The following is a 21,743-nucleotide window of genomic DNA, read 5'->3' as shown; positions in this document are numbered from 1 at the left end:
CGACTGCGAAACCCCGCCTGCAAGAAGCGGGGAACGTAGTGCTGCTTCCTGCCAGCCACTAGGCCGCCTCCACCTGCCGAGCCTCAAAGGCGTCGACATTCAGCTGGCCCGTGACGGCCGCTGAAACCAGGGATGAGCGGTACTCACGGAGGCGGGCGATGTGCTCAGCCGTGTGATGCAGCAAGGTCGAGTGTTCCCGCTTTCGTCGCTCTAGTCGCTCGACGATGTCAATCTGTTCTGCCAACGCTGGCAGGCACAGCAGCCTGCATTCAGTGACGGTAAGCGGGATACGCTGCCGTGTTGACCCGGAAGAAAGCAAGCCTCCGTCACGCTGCGCCGTGGCGGACAATTGCAGCGCCACAAATTTTGGCAGAACCCTCTTGGTATCAACGCGGAAACGAAAGCAATCAGCTTTGACCAGCGCGTTCGAGCCCAGATTTGGCGCTACGCACGCTCGGCCAACAAAATTCTTCTCATCACCAAGTCCCGCAATCAAAATGTCGCCCTCCAGAACCGAGTGATAGGTAAGTTCACGGGCGAAATAGTCGTCGTCTATGAACGCCGCGTCTGTGGAGTCGAATTCACCAAAGCGGATGTTCTGCAGACGAATCACTCGTGCGCCCTCATCGACATAATGGGCTGACGTGAGCGCCGACCCAAACGGCCCGTCACACCGTGCGACTGTCACATACTTGAGCGGAATAGTTGTCCAAGCATGCTTCCCTTCAGTCTCGTTGGCTCCAAGCTCAGTGGAAATTACGGAAGCCCAGTGCTCTTCCAGCTTCTCAACCAACCTCTCCTTCTCTGCAATCAAAGCATCAATCCGCGCCGTCTTCTCGTCGAGGAAGTTGGAGATGCGTTCTTGCTCTACGCTTGGCGGTAGTTTCAACTTGGCTTGGTAAGCCTTTTCACGGGAAAGGCCTGGAACGCCCGTGTCTTCGGAGTGTTCGTCCAGGCCAAGCGTCTGTAGCGACCAGTACAGCCAGCGAAGGCTTGCTTTCGTGCTTCGGCTGTCGATGAAATAGGCTGTATCGATGCAGAAGCTGGGTACATCGGTCCACGTAACCTTCCCAAAGGAGCCTTTACGGCCAACGATGATTGCGGGTCCGAAAGTGTTGGCAGCATTGTGCGTACCGGTAATCCCGTTCGAGCCATAGACAGGTACTTCCCCCTCTGTCCTTGCTTCTTGGGCGAGTGCGTCGCCATACTCAAATCGAGCGACATGCTTCAGCGCGGTCAATGCGCTCACGCCACCACCCCCTTCATCAACTCCAGGAACCTTGCCTCCATCGCCCGAATCTCCTCGGCAATCACCTCAGGCGGGCGCGGCGGTTTGTAGACATAGAAGTAGCGGTTGAAGTTGACTTCATAGCCCACCTTGCCAACCTGGCCGTCCTTCTCGTCCTTGATGTCCTCGTTGACAAAGGCGTCCGGCACGTGCGGCAACACCTCGCGCGCCATGTAGGCGGCGATGTCCTCGCCCAGCGGGATGCTCTCGGTGTCACGTAGCTCAGGGTCATACGGCTTCTGGCCTTTCTTGAACTTGACCTTCACCTCCTTGCCTGGCTGTGGCGGGCGGTCGACCGTCACTTTTCGGTAGCCGAAGAAAGTGTTCGGGAAGATTTTGGACACCACGCGGGGTGGTTCGTCCTCGGTCTGGCCGCTGGTGGCTCCTTGGCCGTTGCCCTTGACCGGCTCCTTGTACTCCAGGCCAAAGGTGGCGCCATCGAGATTGCCGGCATACGTCGCAACGATTTCGGCGATTTGCCCCTCGGTGAGGAACACCCGCTTGTTGCCCAGGCTCTTCTTCATCTTGGCGTACATGCGCGTGGCGTCGATGAGCTGAACCTTGCCCTTGCGGTCAGGGCGTTTGTGGTTGTCCAGAATCCAGATATAGCCACCTTATCGGGAAAAATGTCGATAACAATGCGGATGTGAGTGAGTGACCCCTAGGCGAACATCGGACGCCAAAAATGTTATCTATAACATTTCAGCATAACAATGGCGTAGCACTGCCCGACAATGCGGCCTCAATCCTCAAATCAGATGCTCCGAATGTTGATTTCCATCCAGAACTGACCCAGTAACCCCCAGGATTTCCATCTAAATCTGACCCACGTACTAACCCTAACCTGCTGCTTTGTTTAGCAGCAGGAGACCAGGAGTGATAGACGTGGCAACACTGAGTGTTATCAGACGCTGGGCCCTGCGCGAGCAGATGTCCATCCGCGAGATCTCCCGCCGCACCGGCCTTTCTCGCAACACCATCCGCAAGTACCTGCGCGCAGGCGAGTCCGAACCGCACTACGCCAAGCGGGTTAGCCCCAGCAAGCTCGATCCTTTCGCTGGCAAACTCGCTGGCTGGCTCAAGGCCGAGGCTGGCCGATCACGCAAGCAGCGGCGCACCGTCAAGCAGATGCACGCGGATCTACAGACCCTGGGCTACCCGGGCTCCTACAACCGCGTCGCGGCCTTCGTCCGGCTTTGGCACGAGGAGCGCCTGGTGGCCCAGCAGACTACGGGCCGTGGCACCTTCGTGCCCCTGACCTTCGGCCCAGGTGAGGCCTTTCAGTTTGACTGGAGTGAGGACTGGGCGGTTATTGCCGGAGTGCGCACCAAGCTGCAGGTGGCGCACTTCAAGCTCAGCCACAGCCGGGCGTTCTACCTGCGCGCCTATCTGCTGCAGACCCACGAGATGCTGTTTGACGCGCACAACCACGCCTTTGCGGTGTTCGGTGGCGTGCCGCGCCGGGGTATCTATGACAACATGCGCACCGCTGTGGATCGGGTTCGCAGGGGTAAGGAACGTGATGTCAACGCACGCTTTGCGGCCATGGCCAGCCACTTCTTGTTCGAGGCCGAGTTCTGCAACCCCGCCTCCGGCTGGGAGAAGGGCCAGGTGGAGAAGAATGTGTGTGATGCGCGCCACCGGCTGTGGCAAGTCGTGCCGGCCTTCCCGGCCCTCGACGATCTCAACGTCTGGCTGGAACAACGCTGCCAGGCGCTATGGCGCGAGATTGCGCATGGCAAGCTGCCGGGTACCGTAGCTCACGTCTGGGCCCAGGAGCGGGCCGCCTTGATGCCGGTGCCACGGCCCTTCGATGGCTTTGTGGAACACACCAAGCGGGTCTCGCCCACCTGCCTGATCCACTTCGAGCGCAACCGCTACAGCGTGCCAGCGCCGTAGGCCAATCGGCCTGTGAGCCTGCGGGTCTACGCGGATCGCCTGGTTGTCGCGGCCGAGGGCCAGATCGTCTGTGAGCATCAGCGCCTGATCGAGCGCAACCACCATGGCGCTGGCCAGACCGTCTACGACTGGCGCCACTACCTGGCGGTGCTGCAGCGCAAGCCCGGGGCCCTGCGCAACGGTGCTCCGTTCCTGGAGCTGCCTGGAGCCTTCAAGCGACTGCAGGCTGCACTCGTGAAACAGCCGGGTGGAGATAGGGAGATGGTGGAGGTTATGGCGCTGGTGCTGCACCACGACGAGCAGGCTGTGCTGGCGGCGGTGGAACTGGCCTTGGAGGCCGGAGCCGCCAGCAAGACCCACATCCTGAATGTCTTGCACCGCTTGCTCGATGGCAAGCCGGCCCCGGCGCCTGTCACCTCTCCCCAGGCACTCAAGCTGTCTGTGGAACCCCAGGCCAACGTGCTTCGCTATGACCAACTGAGGGAGGTCCGCTATGCGTCATGACCCTGCCATCGCTTCCATCGTGATCATGCTGCGCGAGCTCAAGATGCACGGCATGGCCCAGGCGGTCACTGAACTGGCCGAGCAAGGTGCTCCCGCTTTCGAGGCAGCCCAGCCGATCCTGTCGCAGTTACTCAAAGCGGAGACCGCCGAGCGAGAAGTGCGCTCGGTGGCCTACCAGTTGAAGGGGGCAAGATTCCCGGCGTATCGGGACCTGGCAGGCTTTGACTTCTCGCACAGCGAAGTGAACGAAGCCCTGGTGCGCCAGTTGCATCGGTGCGCGTTCCTGGAGGATGCCAACAACGTGGTCCTCGTGGGCGGGCCCGGCACTGGCAAGACCCACATTGCCACAGCCCTCGGTGTGCAGGCCATTGAGCACCATCACCGCAGGGTTCGGTTCTTGTCCACGGTGGAGCTGGTCAATGCATTGGAGCAGGAGAAGGCCAACGGCAAGTCCGGACAGTTGGCCCACCGGCTGGCCTATGCCGATCTGGTGATTCTCGATGAGCTGGGTTACCTGCCGTTCAGCGCTTCAGGCGGTGCCTTGCTGTTTCACCTGCTGTCCAAGCTGTACGAGCGCACCAGTGTCGTGATCACCACCAACCTGAGCTTCAGCGAATGGGCCGGCGTGTTCGGGGATGCCAAAATGACCACGGCACTGCTAGACCGGCTCACGCATCACTGCCATATTCTGGAAACCGGTAACGACAGCTTCCGGTTCAAAAACAGCTCTGCACAGCAACCCCCACAGACGACCAAGAAGGAGAAGATACCCAAGAACTTATCCACAACGTGAGCTTCAAGTTCACAAACAAGGGTGGGTCAGATCGAGATGGAAATAGTGGGTCAGGTTTGCATGGAAATCAACACCAATCCCCAAAAATCCATCACTTATCCGCGGAAATCTGGACGCCGGACGAGCTACAGCGAGCATTTCCGGGCATGTTGGACCATGCAGTCCTGCAGCATCACACCGTAGTCTTGGAGGTGCCGCACCCGCTCCTCCGGCTGCTTTCCGACAAGAGCCACGACAAGACATGCCTTCTGGTTGAACTGCAAGGAAATAAAACTGGAATGCGTTACGCGGTGCTCACGATGCAAGCTGCCGACACGCAGCTCGCAGTCGTCGCACCGTTTGCAAGCAAGCTCGTCCGGAAGTGGTTGCTTCAGGCGTTAGAGCGCGATGGCCGGTTCCGATTTCTGCTGGAAGCATCTGATTCAGCGTATGTCGCCGTGTTGGACGTGCCTTACCTCGGCGAAAGGCCGGACGCCGCGTCACTGCCGGCCTCTCTTGATGTCGCGCCGGACGCTGGTGGGCCACACTCGGGTCAGCTGCACCGAGCGGAACTGCGCGCGGTCGTCCGCATCGCGGAGATGGAGGGGTATGACGCGTCGTTGATTAACGATGTCATTACGCGCGAGCGGTACGTCGTAGTCGTCCAACCAGCTGATTGGCCACCTGGTGCTTCAGCAGATGGCAGCATGGACGAGGCGTCGGGCACGGACATCGTGCAGAGCCAGGTGTTGCACTGAAACTGTTGCTCCTAGAGGTCGGTGGCTACACAACGTGTAGGCCACCTACTACCTCAAAGGAACATTGACTATGACCATCAAGACCACCCGCGCTGCGGGCATCGTGCTCGACCCTGTTCAGCTTGCAGAAGAGCTCACAACGCTTAAACAGAAACCACGTCACGACGGGCACGCATTGCTATGTGAGCTACCTGACGCCGTCGTCCGGCTCCTAGAAAACCCAACCATCCCGCACGGCATCGCGATGGGCATCGCCAAATCGCGACAGGGCATGCTCTGCGTGGCGGTTCACATTCAAGCTGCATCGACGCAAGTGATGTACATCGTGCCCATGGTCGACCAGGTCGCGCGTGACTGGTTTATCGAAGCCGTCGAGGTCCATAACAGTGTGACGCTCGCAGTGTCTGTGCCAGAAACCCGGCAAGTCGCACTGCTGAGCTCGGCCCGGCTCGTCGACAACATCAACGGAGAGCAGTGGCATGCCGCCAAACAACGGGTCATGCAGTCGCGCTATGACCTAGAACAGGAGGCCCTCGGCTTGGACCTTTATGACCTACTGCTCAAACTAGAAGCGGCGCCGCGGGCGGTCATCAGCAGTTTCGCAGTCGAGACACTCCACGTCGTGGTTTGCATTCCGGACCCGGAGTATGTGTCTCCTGGGCGGGCGGACTTATCTGTCGCTCAAGATGCGATGCCCGTCATGGTCCATTGACAGCACCCCGCGGACTTTAGAAGGCAACAACAAGAACGCGTTTCTCGACCGGCTTGCCGAACAGTCACGCGTCGCAATTCAGCGCCGAATCCTTTCCGGGTTCGGCGCCTTTTTTTTGCAAGGGCGACTATCGAAAAATTTGGACGCATCGTCCAATTGCGGTCCGCCCCGCCCGGGACGAGATGGCGCTCCAATCAGGGGGGCTAAGCAACAAGCCGAACGCTTCAGCGTCACCGCCTTCTGGACGCATCCGCCCGTCGGCGCACTTGAATCTTATCATTTCTCGATATGAAATCGCTTTTCTATCAAAAATCTATCACATACGCCTTTTTCTTGTCACAATATTGATAAGTTTTCCGAATTATGATAAAATAAATGATAGGATTCACTTCATTGAGAGAAATCATGCCCAAGGAGGACCTCCTCACTGCCATCGTCGCGTACGTGGCTCAACGCCAGGGCGGGAGTTCTGCGGGAGTCGCTGCAGGAGCCATCGAGGCCCATCTTGGTCGCCCCCGGCCCACGGTTAACCGTGCATTGGCCAACCTAGCGAAGACGGGTCGTCTTGAAAGGCACGGCGCCGGTCGCGCTATCGTCTATCGGATACCCGAGGCAGCCGGAGCTGCTTCCTCAGAAACGACCGCCGCGGTCGAGCGCGCTCTGAGCACCCTTGAACAGACTCAGCAAGCCTTGCAGTGGAGCGCGCAGGCACGTGCGCTCGTGGCTCAACTGTCGGAACCACTGGGGACGAGGAAGCCCATCACCTATCAGCGTTCATTCGTCGACAACTACAAGCCGAACGAGTCTTCATTCCTGCCTGCGCTCCTTGCCAACCAGTTGTATGAGGCTGGCAGGTCAAAGAACCAACTGCCCGCAGGAACATACGCTCGCAAGGTCTTGGAGCAACTGCTCATCGACCTCTCGTGGTTCTCCTCGCGGCTTGAGGGCAATCGCAAGAGCCTCTTGGACACGCGCCACCTGTTTGAGAAGGGCCGTTCGGAAGGTGATGATAGAGACGCAACGATGCTCCTGAACCACAAGGAGACCATTGAATTCCTTGTCGATGCGGTGCCGACGGAGGGCATCACCGTTCCAGTCGTTCGGAACATTCAAAGCCTGCTGATGCGCGACCTCCTGGCGGACCCAGCGGACCTCGGCGCCATCCGCAAGAAAATCGTCAACATTCAAGACACCGTCTACGTTCCCAGCCAGGTTCCCAATCTTCTCGAAGAAATGCTCGGGCACATCGTTGACAAGGCGCGTCAAGTTCGCAATCCGGTAGAGGCCTCATTCTTTCTATGGGTGAATATCGCATACCTTCAGCCTTTCGTGGACGGCAACAAGCGGACGAGTCGTTTGGCAGCGAACATGCCTTACGTGCTGGCAAACTGCGCGCCGCTTTCGTTTCTTGACGTAGGGCAGCAGGACTATGCGCTTGCGATGCTAGGTGTCTATGAGCGCCTAGACGTGACGCTAGCAGTAGAGCTTTTCGAGTGGACCTATCGCCGTTCCATCGAGAAGTATCAGGTCGTGGTCGAGTCGATGGGCGGGCCTGACCTGATGCGAGTGCGCTACCGAGAGCAACTCGGCGAGGCTATTCGCCAGATTGTGTATTTCGGCGCCCGCCTAGACCAGGCCGTCACGAGTCTTTCGATACCCGACGCGGATAGCGCAGTCTTCAATGACATGCTCAAGGCTGAGTTGCAGTATCTGGAGCCATACAACTGCGCTCGGTATCGGCTGCCCATCGGCAAGACCCAGGAGTGGATAGACCAGGGGCGCCCTTTGTAAGGTTTCTCGTGGAAAGCCAAGGTCTACGACTAGCGCCTCCCCGCCACCAGCGTCTATAGACGCTGTCAATTCGTTTCGCGAATAGAGCCACAACTAGCCAGCTCAAGGCGATACGCTCCGCGGCGTTCCAATATGCGGATTGCCGCGTCCTGCGGCAACCCGTTGAACAGCAGAGGACAGAAGCCGCCGTCAGACGTGGCGGGCGCAGGCGCCCAGCAGCGATTGTTCCAGCACTGCGACCTTGCGTTCAAACTGTGCTGCCGCAATCAACGACCGTTCAACCAGCCCAGCGCGCACAGCGTTAGCGTACTGGTCACGCATCGTGTCGAACGGCCATGCCAGGGCATGCTTCGCAACCGAAACGGCCGACGCAACGGTCGCTTCTATCGACGATGGCTTCTCCGCAATGGCGGACGCCGCGGCGGTGAATGTCACCACGGCGACCGCCAAGCGCGGGTTCCCGATTGGGCTGCGTGTACTGGAAAATCCAGCACCGCCCCGTCGCTGTACTCAAGGTCATGCATCCGGCGCTCCAGGTCGCAGGCATCAACGGACCTGGCGAGGAACGCCTGTTCAGCCTGCTGCTGTGCATCAAGGGGTGAAAACAGTTTTTCAAGGAAATGTTTGAAGGTGCTCACGGTAAACCTCCCTTGTGGGGAGCCTCTTATAGTGATTAGGGATAACCCTTATGTTAGGCCGATTCCCTTCCCTGCAATAGCCTAGGAGTGTGAGCGGCAGAAGGTTGTTGAGGTCGACGTAGGACGGTGGGCGTGCGTTAATACGGCATGCCCACTAGTTACCGCCCCTATGAGCCGGACCAGGTGATGCTGCTGCCGGCGGCGCCGCAGGACTGGCTGCCGCCGGGTCACCTGGCTTACTTCATCCACGACACGATTGACACGCTGGACCTGAGCGCGTTCTACGCGCGCTATGAGGGTGGCGGAGCGCGCAACCAGCCCTTCCATCCGGCGATGATGGTCAAGGTTCTGGTGTACGGCTACGCCACCGGGGTGTTCAGCTCGCGCAAGATCGAGCGCCGGCTGCACGAGGACCTGGCGTTCCGGATGCTGGCAGCAGGGAACTTCCCCAAGCACCGCACGATCCGGGATTTCCGTGCGCTGCACCTCCAGGAATTCTCGGACCTGTTCGTGCAGGTCGTGCGCCTGGCGCGCGAGATGGGTCTGGTCAAGCTGGGCACGGTGGCCATCGACGGCACCAAGGTCAAGGCCAACGCGAGCCGCCACAAGGCCATGAGCTATGCGCGCATGCAGCACACCGAGGTCGAACTGAAAAAGCAGATCGACGCGCTGCTGGCGCGCGCCAAGGCCACCGACGAGGCCGAGGCGCAGGAGCCCGAACTCGACATCCCGGCCGAGATCGAGCGGCGCGAGGCGCGACTCGATGCGATCCGGCAGGCGCGCCAGCGGCTGGAACAGCGTCAGCGTGAAGCCGACGCGCAGCGTGGTCGCAGTGACGATGATGATCGCCGTCCCCGGGGGCCGGATGGGAAGCCGCGGCGCGGTGCGCGGTTCAAGCGCGACTTCGGCGTGCCCGAAGACAAGGCGCAGGAGAACTTCACCGACCCGGACAGCCGCATCATGAAGCGCGCCGGCGGCGGCTTCGACCCCAGCTACAACGCGCAGACGGCGGTGGACGAGGCTGCGCACATCATCGTGGCTGCGGAACTGGACAACACGGCACCCGATGCCAACTGGCTGCTGCCGATGATCGATGCGATCCAGGAGAACCTGGGCGCGCTGCCCGCGCTGGGTCTGGCCGACGCGGGCTATCGCAGCGAGGACAACCTGCGCGATGCGCCGATCGATCTGGTTGTGGCCTTGGGGCGCGAAGGCAAGCAGCACGCGGCCATCGATGCCGCGCGGCTGCCGCACACCGCGGCCATGGCCGCGAAGATGCAGACCGCCGCGGGACGCGCCGCCTATCGCAAGCGCAAGTGGATCGCCGAGCCGCCCAACGGCTGGATCAAGAGCGTGCTGGGGTTCCGCCAGTTCAGCCTGCGCGGCCTTGAGCGTGTACGCGCCGAGTGGAAACTCGTCTGCGCAGCACTGAACCTCCGGCGGATGGCCTCGTTGGTTCCCGCCTGAACAGAAATGGGGGCACAGGCCGCCCCGCACAACACGCCCGCTGCTGCCCTCTCGGGGGCGTGAGACGACCGGCCATGCCGACCGTGCCCGAAAAACAGTCCGCTCGCCCAGCATCGGCGCTCCGGCACAGGTTCACGGAATTCTGCCGCCCAGACTCCTAGGGACAAAAATTGTTGCGTTGCAGCACCACAGGGGTGCGGCGCGTCGGGCGCACTGGATGGAGAGTCCGAGAAGCGCCGGTTTCAGCTTGAGCCGCGCCGAGGGCCGCCCTTTCGTGAGGCGGGGCCCTTGCATTGCGGCGACCAGGGCAAGCCCGGTCATCCCCGGTTGAGAAGTTGGTGCCTATACGACATAGGCCATTCACAACCAAGGAGGACAAACATGGCATCCGCAGGAACCGTTTTCGAGGATGGGCAATTCATTGAAGCGCCAGCGATGGCAGTTTTTGACGCGGCGTCGCCACCCGTTGGCCCAGGCTTGTTCGTGCCGATGGAATTTTGACCCACCGTGCCGATTCAATTTTGACCCGGGGTCTAAGGCCGACTGCGTCGCAGTCGGGTGTGGATAAGTCTACGGTTTTTGCGTGGGGTTGGCTCCTGGTGGGTGGGTTTGGATCCTTGGGGCAAGCTGCGTCGGGCGTAGCCCAGAGCGGCTTGCCCCAAGGGCTTGTGGGGGTCAAAGCGGTGTCTCGGGCTCAGCGGGCTGGGGTGCCTGTGCTGTGCCCGAACGCCTTTGCTCCCGCGCCTTGATGCGGGTCTTGGCGGTTTCCGTGCTGTGACGGAAGCGGTAGCTCTCGTTCCCGGTTTCCAGAATGTGGCAGTGGTGTGTGAGCCGGTCGAGCAAGGCGGTGGTCATCTTCGCATCGATGAACACGCTGGACCACTCGCCGAAGGCCAGATTGGTCGTGATCAGCACGCTGGTGTGCTCGTAGAGCTTGGACAGCAGATGGAACAACAAAGCCCCGCCCGCCTGACTGAAGGGCAGATACCCCAGCTCATCGAGAATGACCAAGTCCATACGCAAGAGGCTTGCCGCAATCCGCCCGGCTTTGCCCTGCGCCTTCTCCTGCTCCAGCGCGTTGACCAGATCGACGGTGGAGTAAAACCGCACCCGCTTGCCGTGCTGCGTGATGCCCGCCACGCCGATGGCCGTGCCCAGATGGCTCTTTCCCGTGCCGGGCCCGCCCACCAGCACGACGTTGTGCGCGGCTTCGGTAAAGGCCATGCTGGCGAGTTGCCCCACCAGCGTGCGATCAACCCTTGAGGCATCAAAGTCAAACCCCGCTAGATCGCGGTGCACCGGGAAGCGGGCCGAGAGGATTTGATGGCGTACCGAGCGCACGGCGCGATCTTCCTGCTCGGCCTGCAGCAAATGCTCGACGAGCCACTGCGCGGCATCCAGCCTGGCGTTCGTCCCCAGACCTTGCAAATCGGCCCAGGCGCCGGCCATGCCGTGCAGCCGCAACGCCTTGAGTTCCGCAATGACCTCACGCATGATCTCGCTCCTCGTCAGTCACCCGCAGGCGGTCATAGCGGGCCGTGTCGGCGCGGGGTGGATCGGCCATCGTCAAGGCCGTGGTCACTTGGGCGGGCTGGGGGCCGGTCTGCAAGCGCCCCATCACGTTGACCACATGCTCCACGCTGATGCGCCCGGACGGGGCCGTGGCTTCCAGCACCAGCGCAGCGGCCACCAGGACCGCCTCCAGCCCGGATGCGGGCACCAGCGCCAGCACCTGGGCCATGAGCCGGTCGCCCCCGTCTTGCCGCAGCAGCGCCTGGCGCAGTTGCTGCAAGGGCTGGGGCAGATCGGCAAACGGCGCGCCGTTGCGCAACGCCCCGGGTTTGCGTTGAATCAGCGGCACATAGTGCTGCCAGTCGTAGGTGGTCTGTCCCCGGTTGGCCAGCCGCGCATGGCGGGCCACACACACGCCGTCATGCACCACGACCACCTCGGTGGGATACACCCGGGTGCTCACCCGCCGCCCGGCGAGTTCACAGGGCACGGAGTAACGATTGCCAGCCATGGCCACCAGACAGGTGCTGCTGACCTTGACCGTGTTGTCCACATAGCCGTCGAACGCTGTGGGCATGGGCATGAGGTGCGGCTGCTCGTGCTCGAGCATCTCGGCCACGGTGAACTGGCTGAACTCGGGATGGAAGATCTCCTGCCACAAGCCACGGCAGCGCATGGCCAGCCAGGCATTGAGTTCGGCAAAGGAGCGCCAGGGCGTCGACAGGGCCTCAATCCACACACGTCGCCTGCTGTCCTGGACGTTCTTCTCCACCACCCCCTTCTCCCAACCGGAAGCGACGTTGCAGAAGTCGGGGTCGAACAGGTAGTGGCTGCACATCGCCGCAAAGCGCGCGTTGACGTCGCGCTTCTTGCGCGGGTGCACTTTGTCGACGGCTGTCTTCATGTTGTCATAGATGCCGCGATGCGGCACTCCGCCGAAGGCGGCAAACGCCTGGGTATGGGCGTCAAACAGCATCTCGTGACCTTGGCTGGGATAGGCCCCCAGCCAGAAGGCACGGCTGGCGCACAGCTTGACGTGGGCAACCTGCACGCGGTACGGCACGCCGCCCACCACCATGCTCTCTTCACTCCAGTCGAACTGGAAGGCTTCGCCCAGCGCAAACGTCAAGGGCACGAAGGCGTGCACAGCGCTCGTGCCATCGGCCTGTCGCCAAGCGCGCAGTAAATCGGTGACGCGGCTGTAGGCGCCGTCATAGCCTTGTCGCTTCAACTCGGCATGCAATGCCCTGGCCGTGCGCCGCTGCGCTTTAGGACGCTGCGCATCAATGGCCACGGCCTGCCGGAGCCACTCCACATAGGGCGCGAGCTTGCGCGAGGGTTGTGTTCGCCGCGCCGCGTACCGCGGTACGACATCGCCCGGCTGGCGTAGCCAGGTACGCACCGTGTTGCGCGACAGCCCCGTACTGCGGGCAATCTCTCGAACGGATTTGTTCTGGCGGAAATGCATCCGCCGGATCTTGCCAATCATGTCCATGGTGATCACTCCTGCTCCCCGTGCCTAAAAAAGCAGCAGGGTAGGTGGAACACCCGGGTCAATTTTGCGTCGGCATAACCTTCAAAAGTGGGTCAATTTTCGTTCGGCACGAACAATCCAATACCATCGCCGCACCCCCTGGCCCCGTCTGCACGTCAGCAATTCGGGCTTGCTCCCCATGGAACGCACCGCGGCCGTGCGTGGTGTGGCATCGCAGAGAACCAGTTGTTCCGCCCCACAGACGGACCATCCGCATGGAGCTCGCTTGCTTGGCTGCGGCCCCGTGGATAGCATGGAGTCCGCAAGGCGGCTTGTCAGTACTTTTGTCAGTGCCGAGCCTGTCGGGCACTGACGCTCAGTGACGTTCTGTTACGGTTGCTGTCGTCTAAGTGATTGATTTTGTTTGGGACGTCGGCGCGCGACAACCCATTTTGGGCCTGATTTAGCCTCTGTTAATCCGTAGGTCCCTGGTTCGAGCCCAGGTCGAGGAGCCACAGAATACAGAGAAAAATCAAGGTCTTACAGCTTTTGCTGTGAGGCCTTTTTTATTTTTCAAGCCGAAAACAGGGCATGTCAGCGCTTAGCGGTCGAAAACCTTGCATGAGACGGCTGGTTCAGCCGCCTCATGCAAGCAGCTGTGCAGACTGTCCCTAATTCACTGGCGTGAGTTTGGCGATGTTCAGCGCGAGCCACTTGGCGCCGTGACGGTTGAACTTGACCTGGGCTCGGGTGTCTTCGCCGTTGCCTTCCAAGCTGAGCACGACGCCCTCACCGAATTTATTGTGAAACACGGCCTGACCGATGCGCAGGCCGTGCGGGCGTGCTCCTGACGAACTTGCCCCCCTCACGCCTGCCGGAGAAAACCCAGTGCTTGAGGGTGATCCGGCGTTGGAAGTCGCTGGCGTGAACGACGGCACCGACACTTTCGGGGTGTAACTCCAACTGCTGTGCTGGTCGGCGCCGAAACCGCCGCCGAACCCCGGCAGTTTGGCGCTGAGCCACTTGAGCGATTCGGCCGGAAGTTCGTCAAAGAACCGGCTGCGCAGGTTGTAGCGCGTCTGGCCATGGAGCATGCGGGTCTGGGCTAGGCTGAGGTAGAGGCGCTTGCGCGCGCGGGTGATGGCCACATACATCAGCCGACGCTCTTCTTCCACGCCATCGGTTTCGCTCAGCGCGTTTTCGTGCGGGAACAAGCCTTCTTCCAGCCCGGTAATGAACACGGCGTCGAACTCCAGTCCCTTGGCGGCGTGGACGGTCATCATCTGAATGGCGTCCTGTCCGTTCTGCGCCTGGTTGTCGCCGGCTTCGAGCGCGGCGTGTGTGAGAAAGGCGGTCAGCGGCGAGAGGGTTTCGCCGGTGGCGGGATCGATGCCGTCTGTGGCGGCGAAGCTGTCGGGCGCGGCTCCAAGCGCCTGACGCTGCTGCGCCGTCGCTTGTAGGCCAAAGCCTTCCTGGGTGACGAAAGCGGCAGCGGCGTTGACCAGTTCCTCCAAGTTTTCCAGCCGCTCCTGACCCTCTCGTTCCTCGCGGTAGTGGGCGTTGAGGCCGCTGGCTTCGAGCACATGGCGCACCAGTTCAGGCAGGCTTATCGCGGCTGTCTGAAAGCGCATCTGCGCCACTAGATCGAGAAAGGCCTGCAGGCTGGCCGCACCACGCCCCCCGAGGGCGTCCACGGCTTCGCTCAGCGGCGTGGCGCGCAGACGGGCGGCGTCTTGCAACTGCTCCAGAGTGCGCGCGCCGATGCCGCGCGCGGGGAAGTTGACTACGCGCAGGAAGGCGGTGTCGTCCTGCGGGTTGTCGAGCAGGCGCAGGTAGGCCAGCGCATGCTTGACCTCCGCTCGCTCGAAAAACCGCAGACCGCCATACACGCGGTAAGGCAACCCGGCATTGAACAGCGCCCCTTCGATGACCCGCGACAGCGCGTTGGCGCGATACAGCACGGCGATCTCGCTATGCACGAGCCCCTCGCGCAGCAATTGCCGGATTTCCTCGATCAGCCACTGGGCTTCGGCATAGTCGCTCGGCGCCTCGAACACGCGTACCGGCTCGCCCGCACCGGCCTCGGTGCGCAGGTTCTTGCCCAGGCGGCGGGCGTTGTTGGCGATCAGGGTGTTGGCGCTGTCGAGAATGTGGCCGTGCGAGCGGTAATTGCGCTCCAGTTTGATGAGGTGACGGACACGAAACTCGCGCTGGTAATCGTCCATATTGCCAGCATGCGCCCCGCGAAAGGCATAGATGCTCTGATCGTCGTCGCCCACGGCAAACACGCAAGCGCCCTGCGCGTCCTCCGGTCCGGCGAGCTGTTTGAGCCACTGATATTGCAGGCGGTTGGTGTCCTGAAACTCGTCCACCAGGATGTGCCGGAAGCGCTGGCGGTAATGCGAACGGATGGCGGCGTTGTCGCGCAGAATCTCGTAGGAGCGCAGCAGCAGCTCGGCAAAATCGGCCACGCCGTCGCGCGTGCATTGGGCCTCGTAGGCAAGGTAGATCTCGGCCAGTTGTCGGCTTTGCGGATCGCGCGCTTCCACATCGCCCGGACGCAGACCCTGATCTTTGGCGCCGTTGATGAACCATTGCACCTGCTTGGGCGGGTGGCGTTCATCGTCCACATTTAGCGCCTTGAGCAGCCGTTTGATGCTGGCGAGCTGATCCTGGATGTCGAGAATCTGAAAAGTCTGCGGCAACCCGGCCTCGCGCCAGTGCGCCCGCAGAAAGCGGTTGCACAGACCGTGAAAAGTGCCGATCCACATACCCCGCACTGGAATGGGCAGTTGCGCCGACAACCGCGCCATCATTTCCTTCGCCGCCTTGTTGGTGAAGGTCACGGCCAGAATGCCTGCGGGCGTGACTTGCCCGGTGGAAATCAACCAGGCAATGCGCGTGGTGAGCACCCGCGTTTTGCCGCTCCCGGCGCCGGCGAGGATCAGAGCATTTTCAGCAGGCAGGGTGACAGCGGCGCGCTGCTCGGGATTGAGTTGTTGGATGAGGGCAGACATTGCGGAATTCTAGGGTGCCGAAGCGATGTGCATCGGCCTAGAATGAGTCACCGGGCCGCGAATTTCTTGCCGCCCGGTTTTTTGTGCGCGCTGCCAACGTGCGCCGCTTCTGGAGACTGTGATGGACATCTTCGACTACGACAACATTCTGCTGTTGCCGCGCAAGTGCCGGGTGGAGAGCCGCAGCCAGTGCGACCCGTCGACCGAGTTTGGCGGGCGGCGCTTTCGCCTGCCGGTGGTGCCGGCCAATATGAAAACCGTGGTCGACGCCAACGTCTGTCGCTGGCTGGCGGCCAATGGCTACTTTTATGTGATGCACCGCTTCGATGTGGACGTGGCGGCCTTCGCCCGCCAGATGCGCGATGCCGATTTGTTCATCTCGATCTCGCTGGGCGTCAAGGAAGACGACAAGGCGCTCATCGACCAACTCGCCGCCGAGGGCACGGGCGCCGACTACATCACCATCGACATCGCCCACGGTCATGCCGACAGCGTGCGGCGCATGATTGCGCACATCAAACATAAGCTGCCGCAAGCCTTCGTCATCGCCGGCAATATCGGCACCCCCGAGGCGGTGATCGATCTCGAAGCCTGGGGCGCCGATGCGACCAAGGTGGGCATCGGCCCGGGCAAGGTGTGCATCACTCGCATGAAAACCGGCTTCGGCACCGGCGGATGGCAGCTCTCGGCGCTGAAGTGGTGCGCGCGAGTGGCGACCAAACCCATCATCGCCGACGGCGGCATCCGCGAACATGGCGACATCGCCAAGAGCGTGCGCTTCGGCGCCAGCATGGTGATGATCGGCTCCATGCTGGCCGGCCATGAAGAGTCGCCGGGCAAGATTGTGGAAGTCGATGGCCAGTTGTTCAAGGAGTATTACGGCAGCGCCTCCGAATACAACAAGGGCGCCTACCGCAACGTCGAGGGCAAACGCATTCTGGAGCCGCTTAAGGGTCGCCTGGCCGACACCCTGCGCGAAATGGAGGAAGACCTGCAAAGCTCCATTTCCTATGCTGGGGGCACGCAACTCGCCGACATCCGCAAGGTCAACTACATCATCCTCGGCCAGAACAATGCTGGCGAACATGTGCTGATGTAAGCCGCTTGCAGGGGGCTGGGAATAGCATCTGCTGCGAGCGCTACGAGCGCCGCAAGCTCTGCGCCCCTTCATGCCAACCCGCCAATCCCCCCTCCCGACCGCCAGCAACGGCGCGCGCCTGCGTGTGCTGTTTGCAGGCATCTGCGCCCTCATCCTCACGGTGGGGCTCGCGCGCTTTGCCTACACCCCCATGCTGCCGGTGATGCACCGCGAGGCCGGTCTCACCAACCTGGCAGCGGGCTGGCTGGCGACCTTCAATTACGCCGGTTACATCACCGGCGCACTCATTGCCGCAGCGGTGGGCAATTTGCGGCAGAAGTTCGTGATGTATCGCATCGGGCTGGTGCTGGCCGTGGTGACAACCGCCGCACTGGGCTTCACCGACAACACCGCGGTCTGGGCCGTGCTGCGCTTTCTCTCCGGGCTGTCGAGTACGGCGGGGCTGCTGCTGGCCTCGGGCCTGGCGTTGAACTGGCTGATCCGCCACGGTCACCGGCCCGAGCTGGGTCTGCATTTCACCGGGCTGGGGCTGGGCGTCGTGGTCTCGGGTCTGGCCGTTGGCGCCATGATGGATCGGCTCGGCTGGGCGCAGCAATGGATGGGGCTGGGCTTGCTCGGTCTGGTGTTTTTCGTGCCCGCCTGGCTATGGTTGCCCTCGCCCGCGGCATCCGGGCCCTTGGGGGGCGCTGGTGCAAAAACCGCTGTCGTTCCGCCCCCGAGGCGCTGGATGGCTTTGTTCATCGCCGTCTATTTCTGCGCCGGTTTCGGCTATGTGATCAGCGCGACCTTCATCGTCGCCATTCTCGACAAACTGCCGGCGCTGGCGGACAAGGGCGGCTGGGTCTGGGTGATCGTGGGGCTTGCCGCGGCGCCGTCGAGCTTTGTATGGGATCGGCTGGCGCGCAGCATGGGCGACCTCCAGGCCTTGCTGCTGGCGTTCGGGCTGCAGACCGTCTCCATCATCCTGCCCGCGATGACGCTCAATCTGCCGCTGAATCTGCTCAGCGCCGTGCTGTACGGCGGCACGTTCGTGGGCATCGTCAGTCTCACGCTCACGCTGATCGGCCGCAGCTTTCCCGACAACCCCGCCAAGGCCATGGCCCGGCTGACTTTGAGCTACGGCGTGGCGCAAATTGTCGCCCCGGCAATGGCCGGTTCGATTGCCGCGCAAACGGGGAGCTACCGCGGCGCGCTGGTCATCACAGCAGTGGTGATGCTCGCGGGCATGGGGCTTTTACTGGTAATGCTGCGCGACACCGCACGGCAAGCGCAGCCGAGTTGATCAGGCCGCGGCAAGCAGCGCGCGCATGTATTGCGCGGTGCCTTCTTCCACCGTGGCGAAGTGATGGGTGCAGCCCGCCGCGCGCAAATGGCTAAGGTCGGCCTGGGTGTGGCATTGGTACTTGCCGACCAGGGCATCGGGAAAAGGAATATAGGCAATCTCGCCGCAATCCACCAATTCCGCCAAGCTCAAGGCCGGTTGCCCCGCCTGCTGCCGCAGGGTGTTGACCACGGTTTGCGCCACATCGTTGAACGGCTGCGCACGACCCGAGCCGAGGTTGAAAATACCGCTCTTGCCCGGGTGATCGAAAAACCAGAGATTGACGGCCACGACATCGTCGATCCAGACGAAATCGCGTTCCTGCATACCGGGGCCGTAGCCCTGATATTCACCAAACAGCTTGACCTGGCCGTGTTCGCGGTATTGGTTGAAGTGATGAAACGCCACCGACGCCATGCGTCCCTTGTGCTGTTCGCGCGGGCCGTACACGTTGAAATAGCGAAAGCCCGCGATCTGCGTTGTGGCATGCGGCAGCACGCGCCGCACGACCTGATCGAACAACATCTTGGAGTAGCCATAGACGTTGAGCGGGCGCTCGAACTCGGGCGACTCGCGAAACACCTTGCTGGCGCCGTAGGTGGCGGCGCTGGACGCATAGAGCAGGCGCACGCCCTGCTTCTGGCCAGCGTCGAGCAGTATGCGGCTGCTGCGGTAGTTGTTGTCGAGCATGTAGCGGCCATCGTGTTCCATGGTGTCGGAACAGGCGCCCTGGTGAAACACGGCCTCGACCTTGCCGTAGTGGCCGCTGGCGAACTGCTCGAAGAACACCGTCTTGTCGATGTAGTCGCAGATCTGCAAGTCCACCAGATTGTGAAACTTGTCGCCGCGGGTGAGGTTGTCCACCGCGATCACTTCGGTAATGCCGCGGGCATTGAGCCCTTTGACGAGATTGCTGCCGATGAAACCGGCCGCACCGGTGACGATGACTCTCATGTCGTTCCCCAAAGTTCCTTCGGCGTCACGCTGGCGGTACCCAACTTGCCGACCACAATGCCCGCCGCCCGGTTGGCCGTGCGCACCGCGTCTTCCATGGAAAGCCCGGCGCCGAGCATCACGGCCACCGTGGCAATTACCGTGTCGCCCGCGCCTGAAACGTCATACACCTCTTTGGCCTCGGTGGGAATATGCAGTTCACCGGTCTCGGTGTACAGACTCATGCCTTCTTCCGAGCGCGTCAGCAGCAGCGCCTTGAGGCTGAGCTTTTTGCGCAGACCCTGCGCACGCGCGGTGAGGTCTTGCTCGCTGCTCCAGTCGCCCACCACTTGCGCCAGCTCGGCGCGGTTGGGCGTCAGCAGGGTGGCGCCAGCGTAGCGGCTGTAGTCGCGGCCCTTGGGATCGACCAGAATGGTCTTGCCCTGGGTGCGCGCCAGATTCATCATCTGGTCGAGGTGTTCGAGGCCGCCTTTGCCATAGTCCGACAGCAGCACCACGTCGTGGAAGGCCAGCTCCTGCTCGTAGCGCTCCATCATCGCGGCGAGCACTTCGTGATCGGGCTTGTGCTCGAAATCCAGACGGATAAGCTGCTGCTGGCGCGACACCACCCTGAGCTTGACCGTGGTCTTGAGCGTGGGGTCTTGCCGCATGGCGTTGCGGATGGGGGTATCGACCAGCAGCGTGACCAGCTTGCGGCCCGGCTCGTCCGCCCCGACCACCGACAGCAGCGTGGCCTGCGCCCCCAGCACGGAGGCGTTGAGCGCCACGTTGGCCGCGCCGCCCACGCGGTCTTCGTCGCGCTGCACGCGCACCACGGGCACCGGCGCCTCGGGAGAAATGCGATCGGTCGAACCGAACCAGTAACGGTCGAGCATGACGTCACCGACGATGAGCACACGGGATTGGGCGAGTTGTTCTGCGTTCATGATCCAAGAAGGGAGAGTTCTTCCAGGCGACGGGGCGGATAAGTCTCCCACCCCTGACAGCCTGGACAGTGCCAGAAATATTGCCGCGCCTCGAAGCCGCAGGCCGCGCAGCGGTAGCGCTGGCGACTGCGCAAGGCATTGTCCACCGCACCCTGCATGGCGGCTGCCGCTTCGGGCACGGTGGCGCCGGGCATGGGGTGTTCGAGCACACGCTTGAGCGCCAGCAGGCTGCGATGCGACTGCAGATAGTCCTGCGCGCACCGGGCCTGCGAGGCGGGATCGGGGTCGAGCAGCAGCACGGCGTCGAGCAGGTCGATGGCGGGGGTCTGCTGCAAACGCTGACGCAGCCACATCAGCCCTTCGGCCACCTGCCCGAGCTGCTGGCGCAGTTGGGCGATCTGCACCGCCGCCAGCGCAATGAATTCAGGCTGCACCAGATCGATGGATTCCAGTATGCGCAAAGCCGATTCCAGTTCACCGTGCTGCTGCGCCCACTGCGCGCGCAGCAAGCGCGGCCGCACGCCCTGAGGCGCGGCCTGCAGCGCGGCGTCGAGCGACTGCTGAGCTTCCTGCGCCCGCCCTGCCGCGTGATGTTGCACGGCCAGCTCGCACCAATATTGCGCAATCTGCCGCTGATAGGCGCCGGTGGCGCGCAGCTCCAGTTCGCCGGCACGCGCAATGGCCTTGTTCCAATCTTGGGTGCGCTCGCTGATCTGCAGCAGCGCCGTCAGCGCCTGCGAGGCATAGACGCTGCGGCGCAGATCTTCGTAGGCGGATTCGGCGCGGTCGAGCAGCCCGGCCTTGAAAAAATCCTGCGCCAGGGCAAGTTGCGCGCGTTCACGCGCTTCGCGCGGCAAGTCGGCGCGGGCGAGCAGGTTCTGGTGTACCCGCACCGCGCGCTCATACTCGCCACGGCGGCGAAACAGATTGCCCAGCGCGAAGTGCAGATCGACGGTATCGGGATCGGCGGTCATGGCTTCGATGAAGGCGTCGATGGCCTTGTCCTGCTGCTCGTTGAGCAAGTGGTTGAGACCGCGGTAGTAGGCCTGCGGGGCATCACGCCGCAGGGCGCGCTCCTTGCCCACCTGCCGCAGATCCACGCGCGCCGCCAGCCACCCCAGCGCGAACATCAGGGGCAGGATCAGCAGCCACCAAAGATCAAACTCCATCGATCGGCCTGTCGATTGGATGCTGCGGGAAGTCGGCCGGAGCGACGGCGGTGGCAGCAGACGGTTTGGGCGGCGGCTCACTGTTGCGCGCCAGCCGGACCTGTTTGCGGTGCCGCATCCACGAAGGCAGCAGCGCCAGCGCGCCCAGCACCGCGCCGAGGGCGAACACCACGAGCAGCAGCACGATCATGGGCGTGCGCCACTCGGTGCCGAATAGCAGGTGCAGGGTGACGGTCTCGAGATTGTTCAGCGCCAGACCGAACAAAAGCAGGAAGACCACCAACCGCAAAAACCAGCTCAGGATGCGCATGGAAATAAAACCGAAACAAGGAAGATAGGGGCAACCGAGCAAGCATATTGCATTCTTGGGTGCTTGCCGTGCAGCAGTGTGTGGTGATGTGAAAAACTCCGGGTGGACAATACCGGCCATCGTTCCGCCACC

The 21,743-nt window shown here is 62.2% G+C and carries 18 protein-coding genes and 1 pseudogene; 8 read left to right on the top strand and 11 right to left on the bottom strand.

The genetic code is table 11. The annotated features are described in order from the left end of the window. Positions 1–58 precede the first annotated feature (58 nt). Entirely contained in the window at positions 59–1,249 is a 1,191-nt protein-coding gene (locus THI_RS18055; protein WP_013105341.1) for a restriction endonuclease subunit S, read from the bottom strand. Then, positions 1,246–1,824 (bottom strand): hypothetical protein, encoded by a 579-nt coding sequence (locus THI_RS05965; RefSeq protein ID WP_041608920.1) that lies wholly within the window; start codon positions 1,822–1,824, stop codon positions 1,246–1,248. Before THI_RS05965 ends, THI_RS18055 begins: the two co-directional genes overlap by 4 nt. Before the next feature lie 340 nt (positions 1,825–2,164). Here THI_RS05965 and istA (THI_RS05960) point away from each other — a divergent pair. The 5 genes and pseudogenes from istA (THI_RS05960) (at position 2,165) to THI_RS05940 (ending at position 7,724) form a co-directional block, all read left to right on the top strand. Next, positions 2,165–3,691 (top strand): annotated as a pseudogene (gene istA / locus THI_RS05960) (IS21-like element ISThsp10 family transposase). After that, positions 3,681–4,484: an IS21-like element ISThsp10 family helper ATPase IstB gene (gene istB / locus THI_RS05955; protein WP_013104582.1), complete on the top strand. Its 804-nt coding sequence runs from the start codon at positions 3,681–3,683 to the stop codon at positions 4,482–4,484. Before istA (THI_RS05960) ends, istB (THI_RS05955) begins: the two are co-directional and overlap by 11 nt. A 146-nt stretch (positions 4,485–4,630) precedes the next feature. Next, entirely contained in the window at positions 4,631–5,221 is a 591-nt protein-coding gene (locus tag THI_RS05950; protein WP_013105337.1) for a hypothetical protein, read from the top strand. Between the two features lie 70 nt (positions 5,222–5,291). Then, positions 5,292–5,933 (top strand): hypothetical protein, encoded by a 642-nt coding sequence (locus tag THI_RS05945; RefSeq protein ID WP_013105336.1) that lies wholly within the window; start codon positions 5,292–5,294, stop codon positions 5,931–5,933. A gap of 405 nt (positions 5,934–6,338) precedes the next feature. Continuing rightward, positions 6,339–7,724 carry a Fic family protein gene (locus THI_RS05940; protein ID WP_013105334.1) on the top strand — a complete coding sequence of 462 codons (1,386 nt, stop codon included), beginning with the start codon at positions 6,339–6,341 and terminating at the stop codon, positions 7,722–7,724. 189 nt (positions 7,725–7,913) lie between these two features. On the opposite strand, the gene THI_RS05935 is transcribed toward THI_RS05940, so the two are convergent. Together THI_RS05935 and THI_RS18375 are read right to left on the bottom strand one after the other, a co-directional pair. After that, positions 7,914–8,174, bottom strand: a complete 261-nt coding sequence (locus THI_RS05935) for a hypothetical protein (RefSeq protein ID WP_013105333.1) — start codon at positions 8,172–8,174, stop codon at positions 7,914–7,916. Then, positions 8,156–8,362 carry a DUF3563 family protein gene (locus tag THI_RS18375; RefSeq protein WP_079668458.1) on the bottom strand — a complete coding sequence of 69 codons (207 nt, stop codon included), beginning with the start codon at positions 8,360–8,362 and terminating at the stop codon, positions 8,156–8,158. Before THI_RS18375 ends, THI_RS05935 begins: the two co-directional genes overlap by 19 nt. A gap of 147 nt (positions 8,363–8,509) precedes the next feature. On the opposite strand from THI_RS18375, the gene THI_RS05930 reads away from it, so the two are divergent. Next, on the top strand, positions 8,510–9,829 hold the full coding sequence (locus tag THI_RS05930; protein ID WP_013104216.1) for an IS1182-like element ISThsp1 family transposase: 1,320 nt from the start codon (positions 8,510–8,512) through the stop codon (positions 9,827–9,829). 675 nt (positions 9,830–10,504) lie between these two features. Here the strand turns inward: THI_RS05930 and istB (THI_RS05925) are convergent. The 3 genes from istB (THI_RS05925) to THI_RS05915 all read right to left on the bottom strand — a co-directional run bounded on the left by istB (THI_RS05925) (position 10,505) and on the right by THI_RS05915 (position 15,832). After that, entirely contained in the window at positions 10,505–11,323 is an 819-nt protein-coding gene (istB, locus tag THI_RS05925; RefSeq protein WP_013104225.1) for an IS21-like element ISThsp2 family helper ATPase IstB, read from the bottom strand. Continuing rightward, positions 11,316–12,836 carry an IS21-like element ISThsp2 family transposase gene (gene istA / locus THI_RS05920; protein WP_013104226.1) on the bottom strand — a complete coding sequence of 507 codons (1,521 nt, stop codon included), beginning with the start codon at positions 12,834–12,836 and terminating at the stop codon, positions 11,316–11,318. The genes istB (THI_RS05925) and istA (THI_RS05920) overlap by 8 nt, the downstream gene beginning before the upstream one ends. Before the next feature lie 650 nt (positions 12,837–13,486). Then, complete coding sequence (locus tag THI_RS05915; protein ID WP_013105332.1) at positions 13,487–15,832, bottom strand: UvrD-helicase domain-containing protein; 2,346 nt, start codon at positions 15,830–15,832, stop codon at positions 13,487–13,489. A 121-nt stretch (positions 15,833–15,953) separates the two neighbouring features. On the opposite strand from THI_RS05915, the gene THI_RS05910 reads away from it, so the two are divergent. Together THI_RS05910 and THI_RS05905 are read left to right on the top strand one after the other, a co-directional pair. Next, positions 15,954–16,931: a GMP reductase gene (locus THI_RS05910; RefSeq protein ID WP_013105331.1), complete on the top strand. Its 978-nt coding sequence runs from the start codon at positions 15,954–15,956 to the stop codon at positions 16,929–16,931. Between the two features lie 70 nt (positions 16,932–17,001). Next, the gene (locus THI_RS05905) at positions 17,002–18,213 is read left to right on the top strand and encodes a YbfB/YjiJ family MFS transporter (protein WP_013105330.1); all 1,212 of its coding nucleotides are present in this window, start codon (positions 17,002–17,004) and stop codon (positions 18,211–18,213) included. Here the strand turns inward: THI_RS05905 and rfaD are convergent, their stop codons facing one another. The 4 genes from rfaD to THI_RS05885 are packed head-to-tail and all read right to left on the bottom strand — an operon-like array spanning position 18,214 to position 21,611. After that, on the bottom strand, positions 18,214–19,206 hold the full coding sequence (gene rfaD, locus THI_RS05900; RefSeq protein WP_013105329.1) for an ADP-glyceromanno-heptose 6-epimerase: 993 nt from the start codon (positions 19,204–19,206) through the stop codon (positions 18,214–18,216). Then, positions 19,203–20,132: a D-glycero-beta-D-manno-heptose-7-phosphate kinase gene (rfaE1, locus tag THI_RS05895; RefSeq protein WP_013105328.1), complete on the bottom strand. Its 930-nt coding sequence runs from the start codon at positions 20,130–20,132 to the stop codon at positions 19,203–19,205. The genes rfaD and rfaE1 overlap by 4 nt, the downstream gene beginning before the upstream one ends. Beyond that, positions 20,129–21,301, bottom strand: coding sequence for a lipopolysaccharide assembly protein LapB (gene lapB, locus THI_RS05890; protein WP_013105327.1), 1,173 nt, complete (start codon positions 21,299–21,301; stop codon positions 20,129–20,131). The genes rfaE1 and lapB overlap by 4 nt, the downstream gene beginning before the upstream one ends. Next, positions 21,291–21,611 (bottom strand): LapA family protein, encoded by a 321-nt coding sequence (locus THI_RS05885; protein ID WP_013105326.1) that lies wholly within the window; start codon positions 21,609–21,611, stop codon positions 21,291–21,293. The genes lapB and THI_RS05885 overlap by 11 nt, the downstream gene beginning before the upstream one ends. Between the last annotated feature and the right edge of the window lie 132 nt (positions 21,612–21,743).

Origin of the sequence: Thiomonas arsenitoxydans (assembly GCF_000253115.1) — a bacterium.
Taxonomy (GTDB): domain Bacteria; phylum Pseudomonadota; class Gammaproteobacteria; order Burkholderiales; family Burkholderiaceae_C; genus Thiomonas; species Thiomonas arsenitoxydans.
This window is presented reverse-complemented; position numbering and strand designations above follow the sequence as displayed.

What these genes read in the sequence shown, in the direction of transcription:
- THI_RS05965 (WP_041608920.1), bottom strand. Translation starts at nt 1,824, where the DNA reads ATGTACGCCAAGATGAAGAAGAGCCTGGGCAACAAGCGGGTGTTCCTC.
- istB (WP_013104582.1), top strand. Translation starts at nt 3,681, where the DNA reads ATGCGTCATGACCCTGCCATCGCTTCCATCGTGATCATGCTGCGCGAG.
- THI_RS05950 (WP_013105337.1), top strand. Translation starts at nt 4,631, where the DNA reads ATGTTGGACCATGCAGTCCTGCAGCATCACACCGTAGTCTTGGAGGTG.
- THI_RS05945 (WP_013105336.1), top strand. Translation starts at nt 5,292, where the DNA reads ATGACCATCAAGACCACCCGCGCTGCGGGCATCGTGCTCGACCCTGTT.
- THI_RS05940 (WP_013105334.1), top strand. Translation starts at nt 6,339, where the DNA reads ATGCCCAAGGAGGACCTCCTCACTGCCATCGTCGCGTACGTGGCTCAA.
- THI_RS05930 (WP_013104216.1), top strand. Translation starts at nt 8,510, where the DNA reads ATGCCCACTAGTTACCGCCCCTATGAGCCGGACCAGGTGATGCTGCTG.
- istB (WP_013104225.1), bottom strand. Translation starts at nt 11,323, where the DNA reads ATGCGTGAGGTCATTGCGGAACTCAAGGCGTTGCGGCTGCACGGCATG.
- istA (WP_013104226.1), bottom strand. Translation starts at nt 12,836, where the DNA reads ATGGACATGATTGGCAAGATCCGGCGGATGCATTTCCGCCAGAACAAA.
- THI_RS05915 (WP_013105332.1), bottom strand. Translation starts at nt 15,832, where the DNA reads ATGTCTGCCCTCATCCAACAACTCAATCCCGAGCAGCGCGCCGCTGTC.
- THI_RS05910 (WP_013105331.1), top strand. Translation starts at nt 15,954, where the DNA reads ATGGACATCTTCGACTACGACAACATTCTGCTGTTGCCGCGCAAGTGC.
- THI_RS05905 (WP_013105330.1), top strand. Translation starts at nt 17,002, where the DNA reads ATGCCAACCCGCCAATCCCCCCTCCCGACCGCCAGCAACGGCGCGCGC.
- rfaD (WP_013105329.1), bottom strand. Translation starts at nt 19,206, where the DNA reads ATGAGAGTCATCGTCACCGGTGCGGCCGGTTTCATCGGCAGCAATCTC.
- rfaE1 (WP_013105328.1), bottom strand. Translation starts at nt 20,132, where the DNA reads ATGAACGCAGAACAACTCGCCCAATCCCGTGTGCTCATCGTCGGTGAC.
- lapB (WP_013105327.1), bottom strand. Translation starts at nt 21,301, where the DNA reads ATGGAGTTTGATCTTTGGTGGCTGCTGATCCTGCCCCTGATGTTCGCG.
- THI_RS05885 (WP_013105326.1), bottom strand. Translation starts at nt 21,611, where the DNA reads ATGCGCATCCTGAGCTGGTTTTTGCGGTTGGTGGTCTTCCTGCTTTTG.